Source organism: Pseudomonas sp. O39 (assembly GCF_045447295.1).
Classification (GTDB): Bacteria; Pseudomonadota; Gammaproteobacteria; order Pseudomonadales; family Pseudomonadaceae; genus Aquipseudomonas; species Aquipseudomonas antarctica_A.
Window position 1 is genome coordinate 76,936 of the sequence record NZ_JBJGXV010000011.1, and the last position, 20,107, is coordinate 97,042.

The 20,107-nt window shown below is 60.2% G+C and carries 13 protein-coding genes and 1 other RNA gene; 6 read left to right on the top strand and 8 right to left on the bottom strand.

From position 1 onward, the window contains the following. Nucleotides 1-67 precede the first annotated feature (67 nt). On the bottom strand, nucleotides 68-1,009 hold the full coding sequence (locus tag ACI77D_RS16225) for an N-acetylmuramidase family protein (protein WP_064453600.1): 942 nt from the start codon (nucleotides 1,007-1,009) through the stop codon (nucleotides 68-70). Between the two features lie 298 nt (nucleotides 1,010-1,307). Between ACI77D_RS16225 and ACI77D_RS16230 the strand changes: the two genes are divergently transcribed. Then, entirely contained in the window at nucleotides 1,308-1,898 is a 591-nt protein-coding gene (locus ACI77D_RS16230) for a hypothetical protein (protein WP_407017037.1), read from the top strand. 105 nt (nucleotides 1,899-2,003) lie between these two features. Here the strand turns inward: ACI77D_RS16230 and ffs are convergent. The 6 genes from ffs to ACI77D_RS16260 form a co-directional block, all read right to left on the bottom strand. Next, nucleotides 2,004-2,100: signal recognition particle sRNA small type (gene ffs / locus ACI77D_RS16235), an RNA gene on the bottom strand. 233 nt (nucleotides 2,101-2,333) lie between these two features. Then, a complete protein-coding gene (locus ACI77D_RS16240; protein ID WP_407017038.1) occupies nucleotides 2,334-3,500 on the bottom strand; it encodes a putative zinc-binding metallopeptidase in 1,167 nt (388 codons plus the stop codon). Nucleotides 3,501-3,565: 65 nt separating this feature from the next. After that, a complete protein-coding gene (gene ligA, locus ACI77D_RS16245) occupies nucleotides 3,566-5,932 on the bottom strand; it encodes an NAD-dependent DNA ligase LigA (protein ID WP_407017039.1) in 2,367 nt (788 codons plus the stop codon). An 87-nt stretch (nucleotides 5,933-6,019) separates the two neighbouring features. After that, nucleotides 6,020-6,883 carry a cell division protein ZipA gene (zipA, locus tag ACI77D_RS16250; protein ID WP_064453604.1) on the bottom strand — a complete coding sequence of 288 codons (864 nt, stop codon included), beginning with the start codon at nucleotides 6,881-6,883 and terminating at the stop codon, nucleotides 6,020-6,022. Between the two features lie 291 nt (nucleotides 6,884-7,174). Then, a complete protein-coding gene (gene smc / locus ACI77D_RS16255; protein WP_407017040.1) occupies nucleotides 7,175-10,663 on the bottom strand; it encodes a chromosome segregation protein SMC in 3,489 nt (1,162 codons plus the stop codon). Between the two features lie 2 nt (nucleotides 10,664-10,665). Then, nucleotides 10,666-11,325: a GntR family transcriptional regulator gene (locus ACI77D_RS16260; protein ID WP_064453606.1), complete on the bottom strand. Its 660-nt coding sequence runs from the start codon at nucleotides 11,323-11,325 to the stop codon at nucleotides 10,666-10,668. 280 nt (nucleotides 11,326-11,605) lie between these two features. Here ACI77D_RS16260 and xdhA point away from each other — a divergent pair, with 280 nt between their 5' ends. From xdhA to guaD, 4 genes are all read left to right on the top strand, one after another. Next, nucleotides 11,606-13,054: a xanthine dehydrogenase small subunit gene (gene xdhA, locus ACI77D_RS16265; protein ID WP_064453607.1), complete on the top strand. Its 1,449-nt coding sequence runs from the start codon at nucleotides 11,606-11,608 to the stop codon at nucleotides 13,052-13,054. Further along, nucleotides 13,047-15,446: a xanthine dehydrogenase molybdopterin binding subunit gene (xdhB, locus tag ACI77D_RS16270; RefSeq protein WP_407017041.1), complete on the top strand. Its 2,400-nt coding sequence runs from the start codon at nucleotides 13,047-13,049 to the stop codon at nucleotides 15,444-15,446. The genes xdhA and xdhB overlap by 8 nt, the downstream gene beginning before the upstream one ends. A 118-nt stretch (nucleotides 15,447-15,564) precedes the next feature. After that, complete coding sequence (xdhC, locus tag ACI77D_RS16275) at nucleotides 15,565-16,407, top strand: xanthine dehydrogenase accessory protein XdhC (RefSeq protein ID WP_053257456.1); 843 nt, start codon at nucleotides 15,565-15,567, stop codon at nucleotides 16,405-16,407. 7 nt (nucleotides 16,408-16,414) lie between these two features. Beyond that, the gene (gene guaD, locus ACI77D_RS16280; protein WP_407017042.1) at nucleotides 16,415-17,719 is read left to right on the top strand and encodes a guanine deaminase; all 1,305 of its coding nucleotides are present in this window, start codon (nucleotides 16,415-16,417) and stop codon (nucleotides 17,717-17,719) included. A 185-nt stretch (nucleotides 17,720-17,904) separates the two neighbouring features. On the opposite strand, the gene ACI77D_RS16285 is transcribed toward guaD, so the two are convergent. Beyond that, nucleotides 17,905-18,669: a GntR family transcriptional regulator gene (locus ACI77D_RS16285; RefSeq protein WP_017134778.1), complete on the bottom strand. Its 765-nt coding sequence runs from the start codon at nucleotides 18,667-18,669 to the stop codon at nucleotides 17,905-17,907. 227 nt (nucleotides 18,670-18,896) lie between these two features. On the opposite strand from ACI77D_RS16285, the gene ACI77D_RS16290 reads away from it, so the two are divergent. Then, nucleotides 18,897-20,087: a benzoate/H(+) symporter BenE family transporter gene (locus ACI77D_RS16290; protein WP_407017043.1), complete on the top strand. Its 1,191-nt coding sequence runs from the start codon at nucleotides 18,897-18,899 to the stop codon at nucleotides 20,085-20,087. Nucleotides 20,088-20,107 lie beyond the last annotated feature (20 nt).

The following is a 20,107-nucleotide window of genomic DNA, read 5'->3' on the forward strand; positions in this document are numbered from 1 at the left end:
ACTAACAAGATGGTTTTGGGTTGTCCAGTAGGCGCTCTGAACATTGTGAGGCAGCCATCATGTGCTGCTATTTTTTCCTTTCAAGCGCATCAAACGCTTTTTGGATTCGCTTGTCGTAGTCGCCGTAATCCTTACCGTTGTAATGGGAGGCCATGCCCACATAGTCCTTACTCTTGATCGCCTTGACCAAGGCCGGGTTTTTACTGCAAAAACCGACGAATGCCTTTAATTGAAGACCAGCGTTGGTTTTCATCGCAGTGACGAAGTCGAACACGGTCGTGTAACCGCAGACGGCAAAGTTGAAGCCCATGATTTGAAACATGCCCCAGGACGCGGACATCAACGCCGCCACGGGGTCCAGCTTATAAGCAGCGACCAGCGTCGCCCAAGCCGTCGTCTGGTTCTTGTTATTGGCACGCCATTGCGGGCCAGCCTTTTCCACGTAAGGGTATGACAAAAAGGGGTGACTTCTGTCGTACTTCTGCTGAGTGTACTTGCGGAAGAGGTGCCCTTCGTAAGCAATCACCGGCATTTTGGCCGGGCCAAACCCGGAGCGCCCACCCGACTCCACCGTGGCGAACGCCTTGATAATATTCACCGAAACAGCGTTGCCCAGCGCTGTGGCGGCGCTCTGAAAATCGGCCTCGGTGAGGATCACTCCACCGTCACAAGTAGCCTCGGTTATCCATTGCTGCCGGTCTGGCTCGGCGGCCGGAGTATCAGGATTTGCCTTGCGCGTATCCTCGACCAGGCTGTTGAACGTGCGGCCTTGCGGGTCAATCACCCCGTCGGGTTTGGTGACCTTGAGACGATTCAACTGATAATCGCTGATGCGCTGAACCAACAGAGCACCGCACTTACCGTCTACCACCAGGAGCGAACCAGATTTGGGCGCAATCAGATTAAACAGACACTGAATGTATTCAACGTCAGCAGGCACATTACGCGCCTTGCCTGGGGTGCCGACTGAAGCACTGATAGGTCTGGGTAAACCTTGAAGGTTGGTCATGGCAATTATCCTTATTGATCAAAGGAGTGCCATCACTTCTTCACTACTCCAGCACGGGGTCGCTTGCATGATTGAAGCTAGCAGGCGGCGTGGCGTTGTCCAGCCGCGAGATAAAGAGTTGTGAAAAGCTCAAGGTTCTTCACAACCCAACAGCTTTGCCCCCCTTTCGCCCCACAGTAACCAGGTATTTTTCGAGGGACGGTAGATCCAACACGCTTCATTAAATAAGCGCATTCAGTCACCTATTGAACTACTGTTTCTTGCGCAAGATGTCCCTTTCAAATATTCAAGGATTGAAATGAAAGCCTCCCTGCTCATCCTGTCGGTCCTGGTTCTGCTATCCGGTTGCGCCTGGACGTCGAGACCTGCCAACCCTGTCCTGCCGCGCCCCTCGGTTGCTGAAACCAAATCGCTCATATTCGCGGGCAAAACGTTCGTCCTGAAATACCAGACTGACGGCCAGATTCCACTGAAGGAATACTTCCTGCCGGAGGAAAGCGTTGATACCTGGAGCGACATGGCGGACTTTCGTGTCGCGCCCCCACAGCTGAACGATCTGCTGCCGGTGGACCTCGCTAACCGGGCCGCCCTGCTTCATCAACAAGATTACCCACAGATGACGGTGCAGCTGAATACCGATGAAAAAACCGGAGTCACGACCCTGATGCTGTTTTACCCCTCCTCCCTGCGCAAGGACGGGCGGTTCTCCGAATTCAGCATCTTCAAGTTTTACAAGGACAGCGCAACGGGGCAGAACATCACCTTTCACTTCGCCCGAAACATACCGGTAGCGACGCCTGAAGCAGAGCGCGACCTGGAAAAAAACTTGAGGAAGTTGCAGCAGGAAGTGCTGCCGGCGATGGCAAGGTTCCCGCTTTACCGGCCGTAATGCTGTTGAGCGAGCAGCAGAAATCGATTCGCAGGCAGTGATTGCCGGCAAAACATCTATAGCTTGGGATTTTTTTGAGCTTCAGGAAGAGCGTTATGGAGGCAACCCCACCAGCCACACCCCGGCACACAATGTTCCCGCTGTGGCTGCTGCCTTCCGGCTCTGACCAGGTTCACGGGTAATCGTTGCGGGGGGACCGATGGGGTCACCATAACGACGCTGGCCTCTCGGCAAGCCGCGCCATTGTACCGATCTCATCGGAAGTTACAACCGTTGGTGTCGGATTAAAATATGAAGGGGCTCAAGCACTTGCCATAACCTTCAGCGTCACCCCTGTCCCATGTGGGAGGAGGCTTGCTTCCGAAAGCAGTCTGCCCGCCAGTCAGGCCGGTGACTGATCCACGTTGTTGGCAGTAAGCCTCTCGCACATTTTGATCATTGTGCCTTCAGGACATCATCGGCCCTGCCACCCTCTTCCTGGATCACCAGGTGAATAAAGTGCAGCTTGGCGATCACTGCCGGCGGCAATACAAAGGGATAAAAATCCGGCTGGCCCATGCTGCGCGACAGTTCGTTGAGCATGCCGGCCAGTTCGATCCAGGCGTTTACGAACGACAAGAAGGCCGGGCCGCCAGGGTGTTCGGGGTCGTAGAGCGTGGTGAGCGGGAACGGTTGATAATCCAGGTCCATCTCACGGGCGCTCATGCCAAAGCCCAGCGCGGTGTCGACGGCGTCCATCATGTGCAGGTAATGGGCCCATGTCTCGGCCCAGTCTTCCCAGGGGTGCATGGTGGCGTAGGCACTCACGCAGGTTTGCTGCCAGTCGGGGCGTGGGCCGTTTTGGTAATGCTGGTCGAGCGCCTCGGCGTAACTGGCGCGCTCGTCGCCGAACAGGCTGCGAAACGGTTCAAGCCAGTGGCTGTTGGCGATCAGTCGATCCCAGTAGTAATGGCCGACTTCATGGCGAAAATGGCCGAGCAAGGTGCGGTAGGGTTCACGCATCTGCACACGGATTTTTTCGCGGTGCGCGTCGTCGGCTTCCTTGATGTCGAGGGTGATCAGACCGTTGGCATGGCCGGTGGTGGGCGCGTTGCCTTCCAGGTCGATGCCGACGAAGTCGAAGGCCAGGCCGGTGTCTTCGTCAACGCTCTTTGGCACGACTTGCAGGCCCAGGCTGATCAGTTGTGCCACCAGCCGGCGCTTGGCGGTTTCTACCTTGCGCCAGCGTTCGGGGTTTTCCGGTACGGAAAGGTCCGGAATGGTGCGGTTCAGGCTGCACGCCACACACAGCGGTGCTGTGCTGTGGGCGGGAATCAGCCAATTGCAGGCGGCCGCAGTGTCGAGGTTGGCGCAGCGGCGGAAGGCTCCGGCGTCGAGGTTATCGTCCTGCAGCCAGGTGTCGGCGACGGGCCCGGGCTGTAGAGACGACAACCGGCTTTGTTGCGGTTGGTAGCCCAGCAACGCCTGACAGGCCAGGCACTGGCTGTTGCAAAAGAACAGCGCCTGGCCGCAGCGGCATTGCCACACCTTGCTGTTACGCGAGGATCCGGCCATGAACGGTGCGGCGATGCGCGAACTGAGTTGCTCGAAGTAGCGGAACATGGCGATCTCTCCCTGGGTGCTTGCCAATACTAGAGCATCGCCAGGAAGAGATCGTTCAGTCCAAATCAGACCGTAATGTTGTGCTTGGCCAGGAACGCGACAAACGCCTCCTCATCCAACACTTTCAGGCCCAGTTCGCTGGCCTTGGCCAGTTTCGAACCGGCGCCCGGGCCAGCCACCACGCAGTGCGTTTTCGCCGACACCGAACCGGCCACCTTGGCGCCGAGGCTTTCAAGCTTGTCCTTGGCCACATCGCGGCTCATCAGCTCCAGCGAGCCGGTAAGCACCCAGGTATGCCCCGCCTCCGGCAGCCCTTCGACCACCTTCTTCTCGCTCTCCCAGTGCATGCCAAAGTCCTTGAGCTGCTGCTCGATGGCCAGGGCGTGGTGGGCATTGTCGGGGTTATCGAAAAAGTCGCGCACGGCCTTGGCCTGCTTCTCGGGCAGCGCCTGGCGCATATCCAGCCAGTCGGCCTTGATCACCCCTTCCAGGGAGCCGAACTTGTCCGCGAGTTTCTGTGCGGCACCCGGGCCAACGCTGGGTACGTGCAGCTTGTCGAGCAGGCCGCCCAGCGTGGTGCTGGCGGCAAACTCGGCGCTCAGGTCGCCCTGATCCTGCAATTGCAGCGCGCATTCGTCCGGTGACAACAGGGCGCCAATCACGTCCTGGTTATGGCTGTCTTCGAAGAAGCTGTGAATCTCGTGCGCCACTTCCAGGCCCACGTCCGGCAAGTACGTCAGCACTTCCGGCAACGCCTTCTGCACCCGCTCCAGAGACGCCAGCGAGCGCGCCAGCACCTTGGCCGTCTCCTCACCTACGTCCGGAATACCCAGCGCGTAGATGAAGCGCGCCAGGGTCGGCGTCTTGCTGTTTTCGATGGCGGTGATCAGCTTCTTGCTGGAAATATCGGCAAAGCCTTCCAGGTCGATGACCTGCTCGTACTTGAGCTTGTAGAGATCGGCCGGCGAACCGATGAGCTTTTCATCCACCAGTTGCTCGATGGTCTTGTCGCCCAGACCGTCGATGTCCATGGCGCGGCGCGAAACGAAATGGATAATCGCCTGCTTGAGCTGCGCACCACAGGCCAGGCGCCCGACGCAGCGGTACACCGCGCCTTCGCTGACGGTTTCCTTGCCCTTGCTGCGCTTGACCAGCTGCGTGCGCTCCACGTGGGAACCACACACCGGGCAGCGCTCGGGAATCTGCACCGCGCGGGCGTTTTCCGGCCGGCGCTCGGGCACGACGGAAACGACTTGCGGGATCACATCACCGGCCCGGCGGATGATCACGGTGTCGCCGATCATCAGGCCCAGACGCGCGACTTCGTCCATGTTGTGCAAGGTGGCGTTGGACACGGTGACACCCGCAACCTTGACCGGTTTCAACCGCGCCACGGGCGTCACGGCGCCGGTGCGGCCGACCTGGAACTCCACGTCGAGCAACTCGGTAAGCTCTTCCATGGCCGGGAATTTATGCGCGATCGCCCAACGCGGTTCGCGGGCGCGGAAGCCCAGTTCACGCTGCGAGGCGATGCTGTTGACCTTGAACACCACGCCGTCGATTTCATAACCCAGGCTGTTACGCCGCTCGCCGATATCGCGGTAGTAGTCCAGGCATTCCTGGATGCCTTTGGCCAACTTCAACTCGTGGCTGATCGGCATGCCCCACTTCTGCAACTGCTTCAAGTTGCCGATATGGGTGTCGCTGATATCTGCGGTCACTTGGCCAATGCCATAGCAGCAAAACTCCAGCGGGCGACTGGCGGTGATCTTCGAATCCAGCTGTCGCAGGCTGCCGGCCGCGGCATTGCGCGGGTTGGCGAAGGTCTTGCCGCCGACTTCCAGCTGCGAGGCGTTCAGCCGCTCGAAACCGGCTTTGGACATGAACACTTCACCGCGCACTTCCAGGGTGGCGGACCAGCCGGTGCCCTGCAGCTTCAGCGGGATATTGCGCACGGTGCGCACGTTGACGCTGATGTCTTCACCCGTGGTGCCATCACCCCGGGTAGCACCGCGCACCAGCTCGCCATCTTGATACAACAGGCTGACCGCCAGGCCATCCAGCTTGGGTTCGCAGCTGTATTCCACCACCGCGCCACCGCCAAACAGATCGCCCACCGGCAGGTCGAGGCCTTCGGTGACCCGGCGATCAAACTCGAGCATGGTGGTTTCATCAAAGGCGTTGCCCAGGCTGAGCATCGGAATTTCGTGGCGTACCTGGGTAAACGCCGACAACGCCGCACTGCCGACCCGCTGCGTCGGCGAATCACGTGTCACCCATTCCGGGTGCTCGGCCTCAAGGGCCTTGAGCTCATGGAACAACCGGTCGTACTCGGCGTCCGGAATGCTCGGCTCGTCGAGGACGTGGTAACGGTAGTTGTGCTGATCCAGTTCAGCGCGCAGTTCGAGGATGCGGGTATGGGCGGCGGTCATGGGTGTTCTCTCATAAAGCAAAAGAGCAGCCGAAGCTGCTCAATATGTTAGTGCACGGATTCTACAGACAACGCTTAAGATCGAACCTCAGCGTTTCTGTGTCAGGGCGCGACGCTCGAACTCGACGATGCGCTGACGGTAGTGTTCGATGGTCTGGGCCGTGAGGACGCTGCGTTGGTCGTCCTTGAGCTCGCCGTTGAGTTCCTGGGACAGCTTGCGGGCGGCGGCCACCATCACGTCGAACGCTTGTTTCGGGTGACGTGGGCCTGGCAAGCCGAGGAAGAAACTCACTGCCGGGGTGCTGAACAGGTCGATATCGTCCAGATCGAAAGTGCCCGGCTTGACCGCGTTAGCCATCGAGAACAGCACTTCGCCGTTACCGGCCATGCTTTCGTGACGGTGGAAAATATCCATCTCGCCAAAGCGCAGGCCGCTTTCGAGGATGTTCTGCAACAGCGCCGGGCCTTTGAAGCCGGCGGCGTCGCGGCAGATCACGCTGATCACCAACACTTCTTCAGCGGCCGGCTGATCGTTTACCGATTGGCGTGGCGCGCTTTTGGTCGGGGTCTCGTCAGGGAAGTCGTCATCGCGGCTGCTGAAGCTCGGGCCTTCATCGACGTCGAGGTTCAGGTCGCCCTGATGCGGCTCGGCCACCGGCGCACTGCCGCGCTTGCCACGCTTGGAGGACGGCTCCCGCGCTTCACGCATTGGCGCGCTCATCGACGGCAAGTCGTGCTCGTCCAGCTGCGGCTCTTTATGAGTATCCAGCACACGGGGCGGCCCCAGCAGCTCGGCGCTGCCGTCGTCGTCGGGCAAGTTGGACAGGTTACGGTCCAGACGGAATTTGAGCTTGCCCTTGCCACCGCGCATGCGGCGCCAGCCATCAAAAAGAATACCGGCAATGACAATAATGCCGATGACGATCAGCCACTCGCGCAGACCGATTTCCATGTAATCCCGTGCCTCTAATAAAAAATGCTGAAAAATAAGGGGTTTAGCACCGTGCAAACCGCTTTAAAACGTGGCGCCAACTCTATGTTCTGACTGACGTTTTGCCCACGCATACGAAAAATTGACATTAAATTAGCACAGTTGGCGAAAGATGTATTGGATTGGCATCTTCGCTCCCCAATAGCATTTTCACACGCTAGCGCCAACTGTGAGCTACAAGCTTCAAGTGACAAGCCTCAAGCTCAAACCCACTCACTTGAAGCTTACAGCTTACAACTGAAAACTACGCCGCTAGGCGTCCACCATCGCCATCGCTTCCTCGACATCCACTGCCACCAATCGCGAACAACCCGGCTCGTGCATCGTTACACCCATCAATTGGTCCGCCATTTCCATGGCGATCTTGTTGTGGGTGATATAGATGAACTGCACGGTCTGGGACATCTCTTTCACCAATCGAGCGTAGCGTCCAACGTTAGCGTCATCCAGCGGGGCGTCAACTTCGTCGAGCATACAAAACGGCGCCGGGTTCAACTTGAAGATGGCAAATACCAGAGCCAATGCGGTCAGGGCCTTCTCGCCGCCGGACAACAAATGGATGGTGCTGTTCTTCTTGCCTGGAGGCCGCGCCATGATCGTTACCCCTGTATCGAGTAGATCTTCGCCCGTCAGTTCCAAGTAGGCGCTGCCTCCACCGAAAACTTTCGGGAATAACGCCTGTAAACCGCTATTAATCTGATCAAAGGTATCTTTGAAGCGATTACGGGTTTCCTTGTCGATCTTGCGAATCACGTTTTCCAGGGTGTCGAGGGCTTCCACCAGATCGGCGTTCTGAGCATCCAGATAACGTTTACGCTCGGACTGCTGCTGGTACTCGTCGATGGCCGCAAGGTTGATCGCACCGAGCCTTTGAATACGCGCAGCAATCCGTTCAAGTTCTTCTTCGGCGTCTTTTTCGTTGGCCTGGGCGGTCAAGGTATCGAGTACGCCGTGCAGGTCGTAGCCGTCTTCCAACAACTGGTCTTGCAGGGTCTTGCGGCGCACGGTCAGGGCTTGCCATTCCATGCGTTGCTGTTCGAGCTGACCACGGATCAGTTGGGATTGCTGCTCGGCCTGGGTCCGACGTTTTTCTGCGTCGCGCAATTCGCGGTCGGCGTCCTCCAGGGCGATCTGCGCAGTCTTGAGTTCTTCGTCGACGGTCATGCGCTTATCGAGCAATTCTTCGAGCTTGAGCCGCAACTCTTCCAGCGGCGCTTCGCCCTCCTCCAGATTGAGGCTCAGCTGCTCGCGCTTTTCGGTGAGGCGCTCGGATTGCATCTCCAGGCGCTCAAGGGCCTGGCGCGTGGAATCGTACTGCGCGCGCAAAGAGCCGAGGCGCACCGCCAATTGGTGGGCGTGGTCCTTGTGCTGGCGGGCTTCCTGACGCACGCGATCGAGGCGCTCGCGCAGGCTGTCACGCTGGGCCAGCAGCAGTTCGCGCTGCTCGGTGTCGAGGGCCATGCTGTCGAGGGCTTCTTGCAATTGCAGGCGCGCTTCGCCGATTTGTTCGTGTTCCAGGGCACGCTGCTCGCCCATCTCGACCACTTCGTCGTCGAGGCGGGAGCGGCGCAGTGTCAGTTGCTCGGCCTTGGCCTTGCTCGCCGACAGCTGGGCTTTCAATTCACCTTGCTGGCGCGCCTCATCCTGCAACAGGCGGCGCAAATGTTCGCGACCGGTCTCTTGCTGGCGCTGGGTAGCGCGCAAGGTTTGCAGTTCGGTTTCCAGGCGTTCGAGGGTGGCTTCGCGCTCCTCGCGCTCGGCGGTCAGGTTGACGATTTCCTGGCCACGGGCCAATACGCCGCTTTCCGCTTCGCTGGCACGGCGCACCCGCAGGAAGTGCCGACCAACCCAGTAACCGTCACGGCTGATCAGGCTTTCACCGGCGCCCAGCTGACCGCGTTGGGCCAGGGCCTGCTCCAGGGAATCCACTGGTTTGACCTGGCCCAGCCAGGGCGACAGATCAATCGCCGCCTCGACCTTGTCCAGCAGACTACCCGGCACGCGGGTGCCATCGGCCGCCGGGCTGAGTAAGCGCAGATCGCCCTGGGCAAAACCGGCCAGGTCGAAGCCGCCAAAATCATCCACCAGCACGGCTTGCAGGTCGGCGCCGAGCACGGTTTCCACCGCCAGCTCCCAACCGGCCTCAACCTTCAAGCCTTCGGCAAGGCGCGGGCGCTCGGCAAGATGCTGGTCGCGCAGCCATTCGGCGGTGCCGGTGCCCGGGTCCAGTGCGGCTTGCTGCAAGGCTTCAAGTGACGCCAGGCGACCGTTGAGCCGCTGCAAGTCGCCCTGGGCCTGCTGCTGGGCCTGGGTCGCCTGTTGCAACTGCTGACGCAATTGCTCCAGGCGCTCCACTTGTTGTTCTTCGCTGGCTTCCAGCTCTTCCAGCGTCATTTCGCTCTCGGCCAGTTGCTCGCTGAGTGCCATGATCGCCGCGTCTTCCGGGTCGGCGGCAAGCAACACACGTTCTTCCTGCAGACGGCGCTGGCGCTCGGCCAGGCGTTCCATGCTGGTTTCCAGCTGCTGGATACGCGACTGCTGCACCTCAGCCTGACGGCGCGGCTCGGCGGATTGCAGGTTGAAAGCGTCCCACTGTTCCTGCCAGCCGTGCATGGTGGTTTCGGATTCTTCCAGCGCAGCGGCCGCTTCTTCGGCGGCAGCGCTGGTGATTTCCTGCTCGGGGGTGAGCATGTCGAGCTCTTCGCCGAGGGTCAGCAACAAGGTGCGGTCATGGCCCAGGTGCGATTCGGTTTCCAGGCGCGCGCGTTCGGCTTCCTTCAAATCATCCTGCAACTGGCGCAGACGCTGCTGGCCGTGCTGGATGCTCTGCTCGACCCGGGCGATATCACCCCCCACCGAGTAGAAACGGCCCTGCACCAGGTTGAAGCGCTCGGACAGGTCATGGTGCCCATCGCGCAGGCGCTCAATGCTGGCGTCGGCATTGCGCTGCTCGGCCACCAGCGCTTCAAAGCTGATTTCCTGGGTGCCAATGATCGCTTCGCGCTGGCCGACCTGATCATTCAGCGCCTGCCAACGCAGGGCCGACAGTTGCGCCTTGAGCTGACGCTCCTCGCCCTTGTATTCCTGATACTTCTCGGCGGCCTGGGCCTGGCGGTGCAGGCGCTCCAACTGGCGCTCCAGCTCTTCGCGCAGGTCGGTCAGGCGGGCAAGGTTTTCATGGGTGCGGCGAATACGGTTTTCAGTCTCGCGGCGGCGCTCCTTGTACTTGGAGATGCCGGCCGCCTCTTCGATAAAGTTGCGCAGGTCTTCGGGCTTGGCTTCGATCAGCTTGGAGATCATGCCCTGCTCGATGATCGAGTAGCTGCGCGGGCCCAAGCCTGTGCCGAGGAAGATATCGGTGATGTCACGGCGGCGGCACTTGGTGCCGTTGAGGAAATAACTGTTCTGGCTGTCGCGCGTCACTTTGCGGCGGATCGAGATTTCCGCGTAGGCCGCGTATTCACCGACCAGGGTGCCGTCGGAGTTATCGAACACCAGCTCGATGCTGGCCTGGCTCACCGGCTTGCGGCTGGTGGAGCCATTGAAGATGACGTCGGTCATCGACTCGCCACGCAGGTTTTTTGCCGAGCTCTCGCCCATCACCCAGCGCACGGCGTCGATGATGTTCGACTTGCCGCAGCCATTGGGCCCGACCACCGCCGCCATGTTACTGGGGAAGTTCACCGTGGTCGGGTCGACGAAGGATTTGAACCCCGCCAGTTTGATGCACTTGAGCCGCACGCTTAGGCGTCCGCCAACGCAGCGATCACCAGCGAGGAACTGCGCTGGCCATAGGCCGATAGCACTTGGCGAATCTGCGCCAGGTCACGGGCCAGCACGGCGGCGAGCAGTTGCTCGAACAATGCCAGGTACTCGCTCATGGACGCCTTGCGTTGATCCAGCGCCAGGTAATACGCGCGGTTCATCGCCGGTTGCAGGTTCTCGACGGTTTCCTGCAAATACGGGTTGTTGGCGAAGGGGTACGCGGCGCGCATCACGTTGAAGCTTTCTTCGACGAAGGCACGGATGTCCTCGCGTTCAAAACTGGTCACCAGTCGCTGCTGGATTTGCAGGAACGGCGCCATGTCGGCCTGAGTCCGCCAGCCATCCGCCACTGCATTACCGAGCAGGATGTACAACTCGCTCATCAACGTACACAGGCTCTGCACCTTGTGCGCGGTGAGTTCGGTGACGTGGGCGCCACGGCGCGGCAGGATCGCGATCAGGTGGCGGCGCTCAAGGATCAATAAGGCTTCACGCACGGAACCACGGCTGACATTGAGCGCCAGCGTGACTTTCTGTTCCTGGATCCGCTCCCCAGGCTTGAGATCGCCGCGAATGATACGTTCGGCGAGGTGGTGAGCGATTTGCTCGGCGAGACTGTCCGGCGCCTTGAACGTCATGTTTTTCCTTCAAAATCGTCTATCGGTACAAGCGCGGCAGTGTAGCGCATTGGCTAGCTGATGGCGCTACGCCCACGGTGGCGAATTTGGCACGAAATAAGCAACGATGAACAGCCAGAAGCCGCCAAAAACGCCGGTTCCAGAAGACTGGACCATAATTGAAAGTGTTGCGATCGCATTTTCTTGACCTGTAGGTCAAAAAACCATTGACCGAAAAGTCAGATATGACTAGATTCGGCGCAAAGCGGTTAACAACAATAATGAGTCTGCGAGGCCTTCCGTGATCCAGTTTTTACTTAACCAGGAACTCCGTAGCGAGCACGCCCTGGACCCCAATCTGACCGTGCTCAACTATTTGCGCGAGCATGTGGGCAAACCCGGTACCAAGGAAGGCTGCGCCAGCGGCGATTGCGGTGCATGCACCGTGGTGGTCGGCGAGCTGCATACCAATGAGCAAGGCGCAGAGCAGATTCGTTATCGCAGCCTCAATTCGTGCCTGACCTTCGTATCGTCGTTGCACGGCAAACAACTGATCAGCGTCGAAGACCTCAAGCATCAAGGCCAGTTGCACAGCGTGCAGCAAGCCATGGTTGAGTGCCACGGCTCGCAATGCGGCTTTTGCACGCCGGGTTTCGTGATGTCGTTGTTTGCCCTGCAAAAGAACAGCGACGCCCCCGACAGCCAAAAAGCCCACGAAGCCCTGGCCGGCAACCTCTGCCGCTGCACCGGCTACCGCCCGATTCTTGCCGCAGCCGAACAGGCCTGCTGCAATAAACCGGTGGACCAGTTCGACAGCCGCCAAGCCGAGACCATCGCCCGCCTCAAAGCCATTGCGCCGACGCAAACCGGCGAGCTCAACAGTGGTGATAAACGCTGCCTGGTGCCGCTGACCGTTGCCGACCTGGCCGACCTCTACGACGCCTACCCACAAGCCCGGCTGCTGGCTGGCGGCACCGACCTGGCGCTGGAGGTCACCCAGTTCCACCGCACGCTGCCGGTAATGATCTACGTTGGCAATATCGAAGAGATGAAGCGCATCGAAAACTTCGACGACCGCCTGGAAATCGGCGCTGCCACTGCGCTGTCCGATTGCTACAACGCGCTGCATCACGAGTACCCGGACTTTGGCGATCTGCTGCACCGCTTCGCCTCCCTGCAAATCCGCAACCAGGGCACCCTGGGCGGCAATATCGGCAACGCCTCGCCGATTGGTGATTCGCCGCCGCTGCTGATCGCCCTCGGTGCGCAGATCGTGCTGTGCAAAGGCAATACCCGCCGCACCCTGGCGCTGGAAGATTACTTCATCGACTACCGCGTTACCGCGCGCCAGGACAGTGAGTTCATCGAGAAAATCATTGTCCCCAAAGGCCATTCCCTGTTCCGTGCCTACAAGGTCTCCAAGCGCCTGGACGATGATATTTCCGCCGTGTGCGCCGCCTTCAACCTGAAGATCGAAAACGGTGTGATCAACGAAGCACGCGTCGCCTTCGGTGGCATGGCCGCCACGCCCAAACGCGCCAAGAGCTGCGAAGCCGTGTTGGTCGGCGCCACCTGGAACGCCGCCACCGTGGAGAAAGCCTGCGCCGCACTCGCCGAGGATTTCACCCCGCTGTCGGACTTCCGCGCCAGCAAGGAATACCGCCTGCTAAGCGCACAGAACCTGTTGCGTAAATACTTCATCGAGCTGCAAACACCGCACATCGAGACTCGGGTGACCGCTTATGTCTAACCATCCCGCCGTCGTTAAAACCCAGGCCGAACTCGCCGCGCTGTTTGCCCAGGACCTGACCTCCGGCGTCGGGCGCAGCGTCAAGCATGACAGCGCCGCCAAGCACGTCAGCGGCGAAGCGCAGTACATCGACGATCGCCTGGAATTCCCCAACCAGTTGCACCTGTATGCGCGCATGTCCGACCGCGCCCATGCCAGAATCATCAGCATCGACACCGCGCCCTGCTATGCGTTTGAAGGCGTACGCATTGCTATCACCCATGAAGACGTACCGGGCCTGAAAGACATCGGCCCTCTGATGCCCGGCGATCCACTGTTGGCCATCGACACGGTGCAGTTCGTTGGCCAAGTGGTACTGGCCGTCGCCGCCCGCGACCTGGAAACCGCGCGCAAAGCCGCCATGGCGGCCGTGATCGAATACGAAGACCTGGAACCGGTGCTGGATGTGGTCGAGGCCTTTCGCAACAAGCACTTCGTGCTGGACAGCCACACCCACCAACGCGGTGACTCGGCCGGTGCGCTGGCCACGGCGAAAAACCGTATCCAGGGCACGCTGCACATCGGCGGCCAGGAACACTTCTATCTCGAAACCCAGATCTCATCGGTGATGCCCACCGAAGACGGCGGCATGATCGTCTACTGCTCCACGCAAAACCCCACCGAAGTGCAGAAACTGGTGGCCGAAGTGCTGGACGTGTCGATGAACAAAATCGTCGTGGATATGCGCCGCATGGGCGGTGGTTTTGGCGGCAAGGAAACCCAGGCGGCCAGCCCGGCGTGCCTGTGCGCGGTGGTCGCGCGCCTCACCGGCCAGCCGACCAAGATGCGCCTGCCGCGCGTCGAAGACATGCTGATGACCGGCAAGCGCCACCCCTTCTATATCGAATACGACGTGAGCTTCGACGACAGCGGCCGCCTGCATGGGATCAACCTGGAACTGGCGGGTAACTGTGGCTGTTCGCCGGACCTGTCGAACTCGATTGTCGACCGCGCGATGTTCCATGCCGACAACTCGTATTACCTGGGCGACGCCACCGTCAATGGTCATCGCTGCAAGACCAACACCGCCTCCAACACGGCTTATCGAGGCTTCGGTGGCCCGCAAGGCATGGTCGCCATCGAGGAAGTGATGGACGCCATTGCCCGCCATCTGGCGCTGGACCCATTGGCCGTGCGCAAGGCCAACTACTACGGCAAGACCGAGCGCAACGTCACCCACTACTATCAGACCGTCGAGCACAACATGCTCGAGGAAATGACCGCCGAGCTTGAGGCCAGCAGCCAATACGCCGAGCGCCGCGAAGCGATTCGCCTGTACAACGCCCACAGCCCGATCCTGAAAAAAGGCCTGGCGCTGACGCCGGTGAAGTTCGGCATCTCGTTCACCGCGAGCTTCCTGAACCAGGCGGGCGCCCTGATCCATATCTACACCGACGGCAGCATCCACCTGAACCACGGCGGCACCGAGATGGGCCAGGGCTTGAACACCAAGGTCGCGCAAGTGGTGGCCGAAGTGTTCCAGGTGGAAATCGACCGCGTACAAATCACCGCCACCAACACCGACAAAGTGCCCAACACTTCGCCGACCGCGGCCTCCAGCGGCGCCGACTTGAATGGCAAGGCTGCGCAGAACGCCGCCGAAACCATCAAGCAACGGCTGGTGGAATTTGCCGCGCGCAAGTACGACGTGAGCGAAGCAGATGTGGAATTCCATAACGGCCATGTGCGCGTGCGCGACCAGATCCTGACCTTTGAAAGCCTGATTCAGCAGGCGTATTTCGCCCAGATCTCGCTGTCGAGCACCGGGTTCTACAAGACGCCGAAAATCTTTTATGACCGCAGCCAGGCAAAGGGTCGGCCGTTCTATTACTTCGCGTTCGGCGCGGCCTGCTGCGAAGTGATCGTCGACACCCTGACCGGCGAATACAAGATGCTGCGCACCGACATCCTCCACGACGTGGGCGCCTCGCTGAACCCGGCCATCGATATCGGCCAGGTCGAAGGCGGCTTCATCCAGGGCATGGGCTGGCTGACCATGGAGGAACTGGTGTGGAACAACAAGGGTAAGTTGATGACCAATGGCCCGGCCAGTTACAAGATCCCGGCCGTGGCGGATATGCCGCTGGATCTGCGCGTGAAGCTGGTGGAAAACCGCAAGAACCCGGAAGACACGGTGTTCCATTCCAAGGCTGTGGGTGAGCCGCCGTTCATGCTCGGGATCGCCTCGTGGTGTGCGATCAAGGATGCGGTGGCGAGTTTGGGTGACTATCGCCATCAGCCGAAGATCGATGCACCGGCCACGCCGGAGCGGGTGTTGTGGGGCTGTGAGCAGATGCGGCAGTTGCAGGCGGCGAAGGCTGTTGAGACTGACGCCGAGATGGCTTCGCTTTAGGACCGAGGTGCTGCCATCGCAGGCAAGCTGGCTCCCACATTTGGCGGTGTTCACACTCAAAAAAGTGGGAGCGGGCTTGCCCGCGATAGCGGCCTCACAGACACCACAAGAGGTGACTATGAACAACTGGATCAGCGCCCTCGCCGACCTGCAGAACCAGGGTGAACCCTGCGTGCTGGTGACCATTATCGAAGAGCTCGGCTCCACGCCGCGCAATGCCGGCTCCAAGATGGTGATCAGCGCCGCGCAGACCTTCGACACCATCGGTGGCGGGCACTTGGAATACAAGGCGATGCAGATCGCCCGCGACATGCTCGTGCGTGGCCAGCAGAACACCCATCTGGAGCGCTTCAGCCTCGGCGCGAGCCTTGGCCAGTGCTGCGGTGGCGTGACCGTGCTGCTGTTCGAACCCATGGGCCAGGTACAGGCGCAGATCGCCGTATTTGGCGCAGGCCATGTCGGCCGCGCGCTGGTGCCACTGTTGGCGAGCTTGCCGTGCCGGGTCCGCTGGATCGACTCCCGTGACCAGGAGTTTCCGGAACATATCCCCCAAGGCGTGCGTAAAATCGTCAGCGAAGAGCCGGTCGACGAAATTGCCGACCTGCCGGCAGGCAGTTACTGCATCGTCATGACCCACAATCATGCGCTGGACCTGGAACTGACCGCGGCACTGCTCAAGCGCAATGACTTTGCTTACTTCGGCTTGATCGGTTCAAAGACCAAGCGGGTCAAGTTCGAACACCGCCTGCGTGACCGCGGCTTCGATACCGCACAGTTGCAACGCATGCGCTGCCCCATGGGCCTCACCGAGGTGAAGGGCAAATTACCGGTGGAGATCGCCATCTCCATCGCCGGCGAAATCATTGCCACCTATAACGCGAATTTCGGCCAGCACACCGCGAGCGCCGAACCCATTGCCAAACTGCTGCCGGTATCACGCCGCAGCCAAGCTATCAGTTGAGATGACCATGCCTTTGACTCGCAAAGCCTACCGTGCCGCCATCCTGCACAGCATCGCCGACCCTGCTGAAGTAGGGATCGAAGCCTCCTACGAGTATTTCGAAGACGGCCTGCTGGTGATCGATAACGGCCAGATCCGTGCCTTGGGCCATGCCAGCGATTTGCTGCCGACGCTGCCCGCCGATATCGACGTCACCCATTACCAGGATGCGCTGATCACACCGGGCCTGATCGACACCCACATCCACCTGCCGCAAACCGGCATGGTCGGCGCCTATGGCGAGCAACTGCTGGATTGGCTCAACACTTACACCTTCCCGTGCGAAAGCCAGTTCGCCGACAAGGCCCATGCCGAAGAAGTCGCGGACATCTTCATCAAGGAACTGCTGCGCAACGGCACCACCACCGCGCTGGTGTTCGGCAGCGTGCACCCGCAGTCGGTGAATTCATTCTTTGAAGCGGCCGAGAAACTCGACCTGCGCATGATCGCCGGCAAGGTGATGATGGACCGCAACGCACCGGACTACCTGACCGACACCGCCGAATCCGGCTACCAGGAAAGCAAGGCGCTGATCGAGCGCTGGCACGGCAAGGGCCGTTTGCACTACGCGGTCACGCCGCGCTTCGCACCGACCAGCACCCCTGAACAACTGACACTGGCCGGGCAACTGCTGGGCGAGTACCCGGACCTGTACATGCAGACTCACATCAGTGAAAACCTGCAGGAAGTGCAGTGGGTGAAGGAGCTGTTCCCGGAGCGCAAAGGCTATCTGGATGTGTACGACCACTACAAACTGCTGGGCGAGCGCTCGGTGTTTGCCCATGGTGTGCACCTGTGTGACGACGAGTGCGCGCGGCTCGCAGAAACGGGTTCGGCCGTAGCGTTCTGCCCAACGTCGAACTTCTTCCTCGGCAGTGGTTTGTTCAACCTGCCGATGGCCGAGAAGCACAAACTGAACGTGGGCCTGGGCACGGACGTGGGCGGCGGTACCAGCTTCTCGCTGCTGCAAACGTTGAACGAAGCCTACAAGGTCATGCAGTTGCAGGGCGCGCGGTTGAGCCCGTTCAAGTCGCTGTACCTGGCCACGTTGGGCGGTGCGCGGGCACTGCGCCTGGAAGACAAGATCGGCACTTTGCAGCCGGGCACCGATGCGGACTTTCTGGTACTGGATTACAACGCCACGCCGCTGCTGAGCTATCGCTTGAAGCAGGCCAATAATATTGCCGAGACGTTGTTTGTGTTGATGACGCTGGGGGATGATCGGGCGGTGTTGCAGACGTATGCAGCGGGTCAGCTCGTGCACCAGTGCTAATTTCAGGGCCGCCATAAATCAATGTGGGAGCGGGCTTGTGTGGGAGCCGGGCTTGTGTGGGAGCTGGCTTGCCTGCGATAGCATCACCGCGGTGTAACTGATACACCTCGGTGACTGCATCGCGGGCAAGCCAGCTCCCACACAAGCCCGCTCCCACATTTTTAGTCCCAGGCGAACCTGGAAAATTACAGTTTTACTGAAGAACGCCCTGGCTTCTTGGTCTGCAACAAATGCGAGAACACTGCATGCAAATCATCCGACGCGCTTTCCTCATCGAGGTTGAGCTTGCTGTCGATGTGATCCATGTGATGCATCATCAGATTCACCGCCAGCGTCGCGTCCCGTGCTTCGATCGCATCGATCAGCTGAGTGTGCTCATCGTAGGAACAGTGCGAGCGGTTGCCGCTTTCGTACTGGGCGATGATCAACGACGTTTGCGAAACCAGGCTGCGTTGGAAGCTGATCAGCGGCGCATTCTTCGCCGCTTCGGCCAGCTTGAGGTGGAATTCGCCGGAAAGACGGATACCCGCACCGCGATCCCCGCGTGAAAAGCTGTCGCGCTCGTCGTTGACCATCTGGCGCAACTCGGCCAGTTGCTCAGCCGTGGCGTGTTGCACCGCCAATTCAGTGATCGCCCGCTCGACCAGACGCCGGGCCAGGAACACCTGGCGCGCTTCTTCTACACTTGGGCTCGCCACCACCGCGCCGCGATTGGGCCGCAGCAACACCACGCCCTCATGGGCCAGGCGCGACAGCGCGCGGCGAATGATGGTGCGGCTGACGCCGAAGATTTCGCCCAGTGCCTCTTCACTCAATTTGGTTCCGGGCGCCAGGCGTTGTTCGAGGATCGCCTCGAAGATATGCGCATAGACGATATCGTCCTGGGTTCCGCTGCGACCGGCCTTGCCGGCTCGCGGTTGTTTCTTGAGAGGTTGCAACTGTTCGTTCATGGGCACTCGGGTAGGGAGAACGGCGGCGAATTAACGGTAATACGGCAACAGCGTGTCGCTGGCAAGTATCACCTAAAAACAGGGCACATTGTACACAACCGAGTGCGCCAACACACTGTACGGCTGTTTGCGGCCTCGGCTGTATTGCAATGAGTCGTTACGTTTGAGTTTAGGCTTGAATCCGGGCCTTCACCGGCAAACACCCAGGTAAAAGGAACACCCCCTCCATGACTGACGCCATCCAAGCGCCCTTGCGCCCGCTGGCCGACACTTCAACGTCGGCCGTCGTCGCCGGCTTCATCGCGATGATGACCGGCTATACCAGCTCCCTGGTGTTGATGTTCCAGGCCGGACAAGCCGCAGGCTTGACCACTGCGCAGATTTCCTCGTGGATCTGGGCCATCTCGATCGGCATGGCGGTGTGCAGCATTGGCTTGTCCCTGCGTTATCGCACGCCCATCACCATTGCCTGGTCGACCCCCGGCGCGGCGCTGCTGATCACCAGCCTGGGCGGCGTGAGTTACGGCGAAGCGATTGGTGCCTACATCACCTGCGCGGTCCTGGTGACGCTCTGCGGGCTGACCGGCAGCTTCGAAAAACTGGTCAAGCGCATTCCCGCCTCATTGGCGGCGGCACTGCTGGCGGGGATTCTGTTCAAGATCGGCAGCGAGATTTTCGTCGCCGCGCAACATCGCACCGGCCTGGTGCTGGGGATGTTTTTCACCTACCTGCTCATCAAGCGCGTGTCGCCACGTTATGCCGTGCTGGCCGCGTTGGTCATAGGCACGCTGCTGTCGGGCCTGATGGGGCTGCTGGACTTCAGCGGTTTTCATCTGGAAGTGGCAACGCCGGTGTGGACCACCCCGCACTTCTCGCTGGCGGCGACCATCAGCATCGGCATCCCGCTGTTCGTGGTGGCGATGACCTCGCAGAACATGCCCGGCGTCGCCGTACTGCGCGCCGACGGCTACACCGTGCCCGCCTCGCCGTTGATCACCGCAACAGGCCTGGCCTCGCTGGTGCTGGCGCCATTCGGTTCCCACGGGATCAACCTGGCAGCGATCAGTGCGGCCATCTGCACCGGGCCGCATGCCCATGAAGACCGCAACAAGCGCTATACCGCGGCCGTGTGGTGCGGGGTGTTCTACGGGATTGCCGGGGTATTTGGCGCCACGTTGGCGGCGTTGTTCGCAGCCTTGCCCAAGGAGCTGGTGCTGTCGATTGCGGCCTTGACGTTGTTTGGCTCGATCATCAATGGCTTGAGCATCGCCATGAATGAGCCAAAGGAACGGGAAGCGGCGCTGATCACCTTTATGGTCACCGCGTCAGGCTTGACGTTGTTTTCCATCGGTTCGGCGTTCTGGGGGATTGTGGCGGGGGTGTTGACGCTGCTGATTCTGAATGGGCGCAAGGCTTGATCGTTTAAGACCGCGCAACG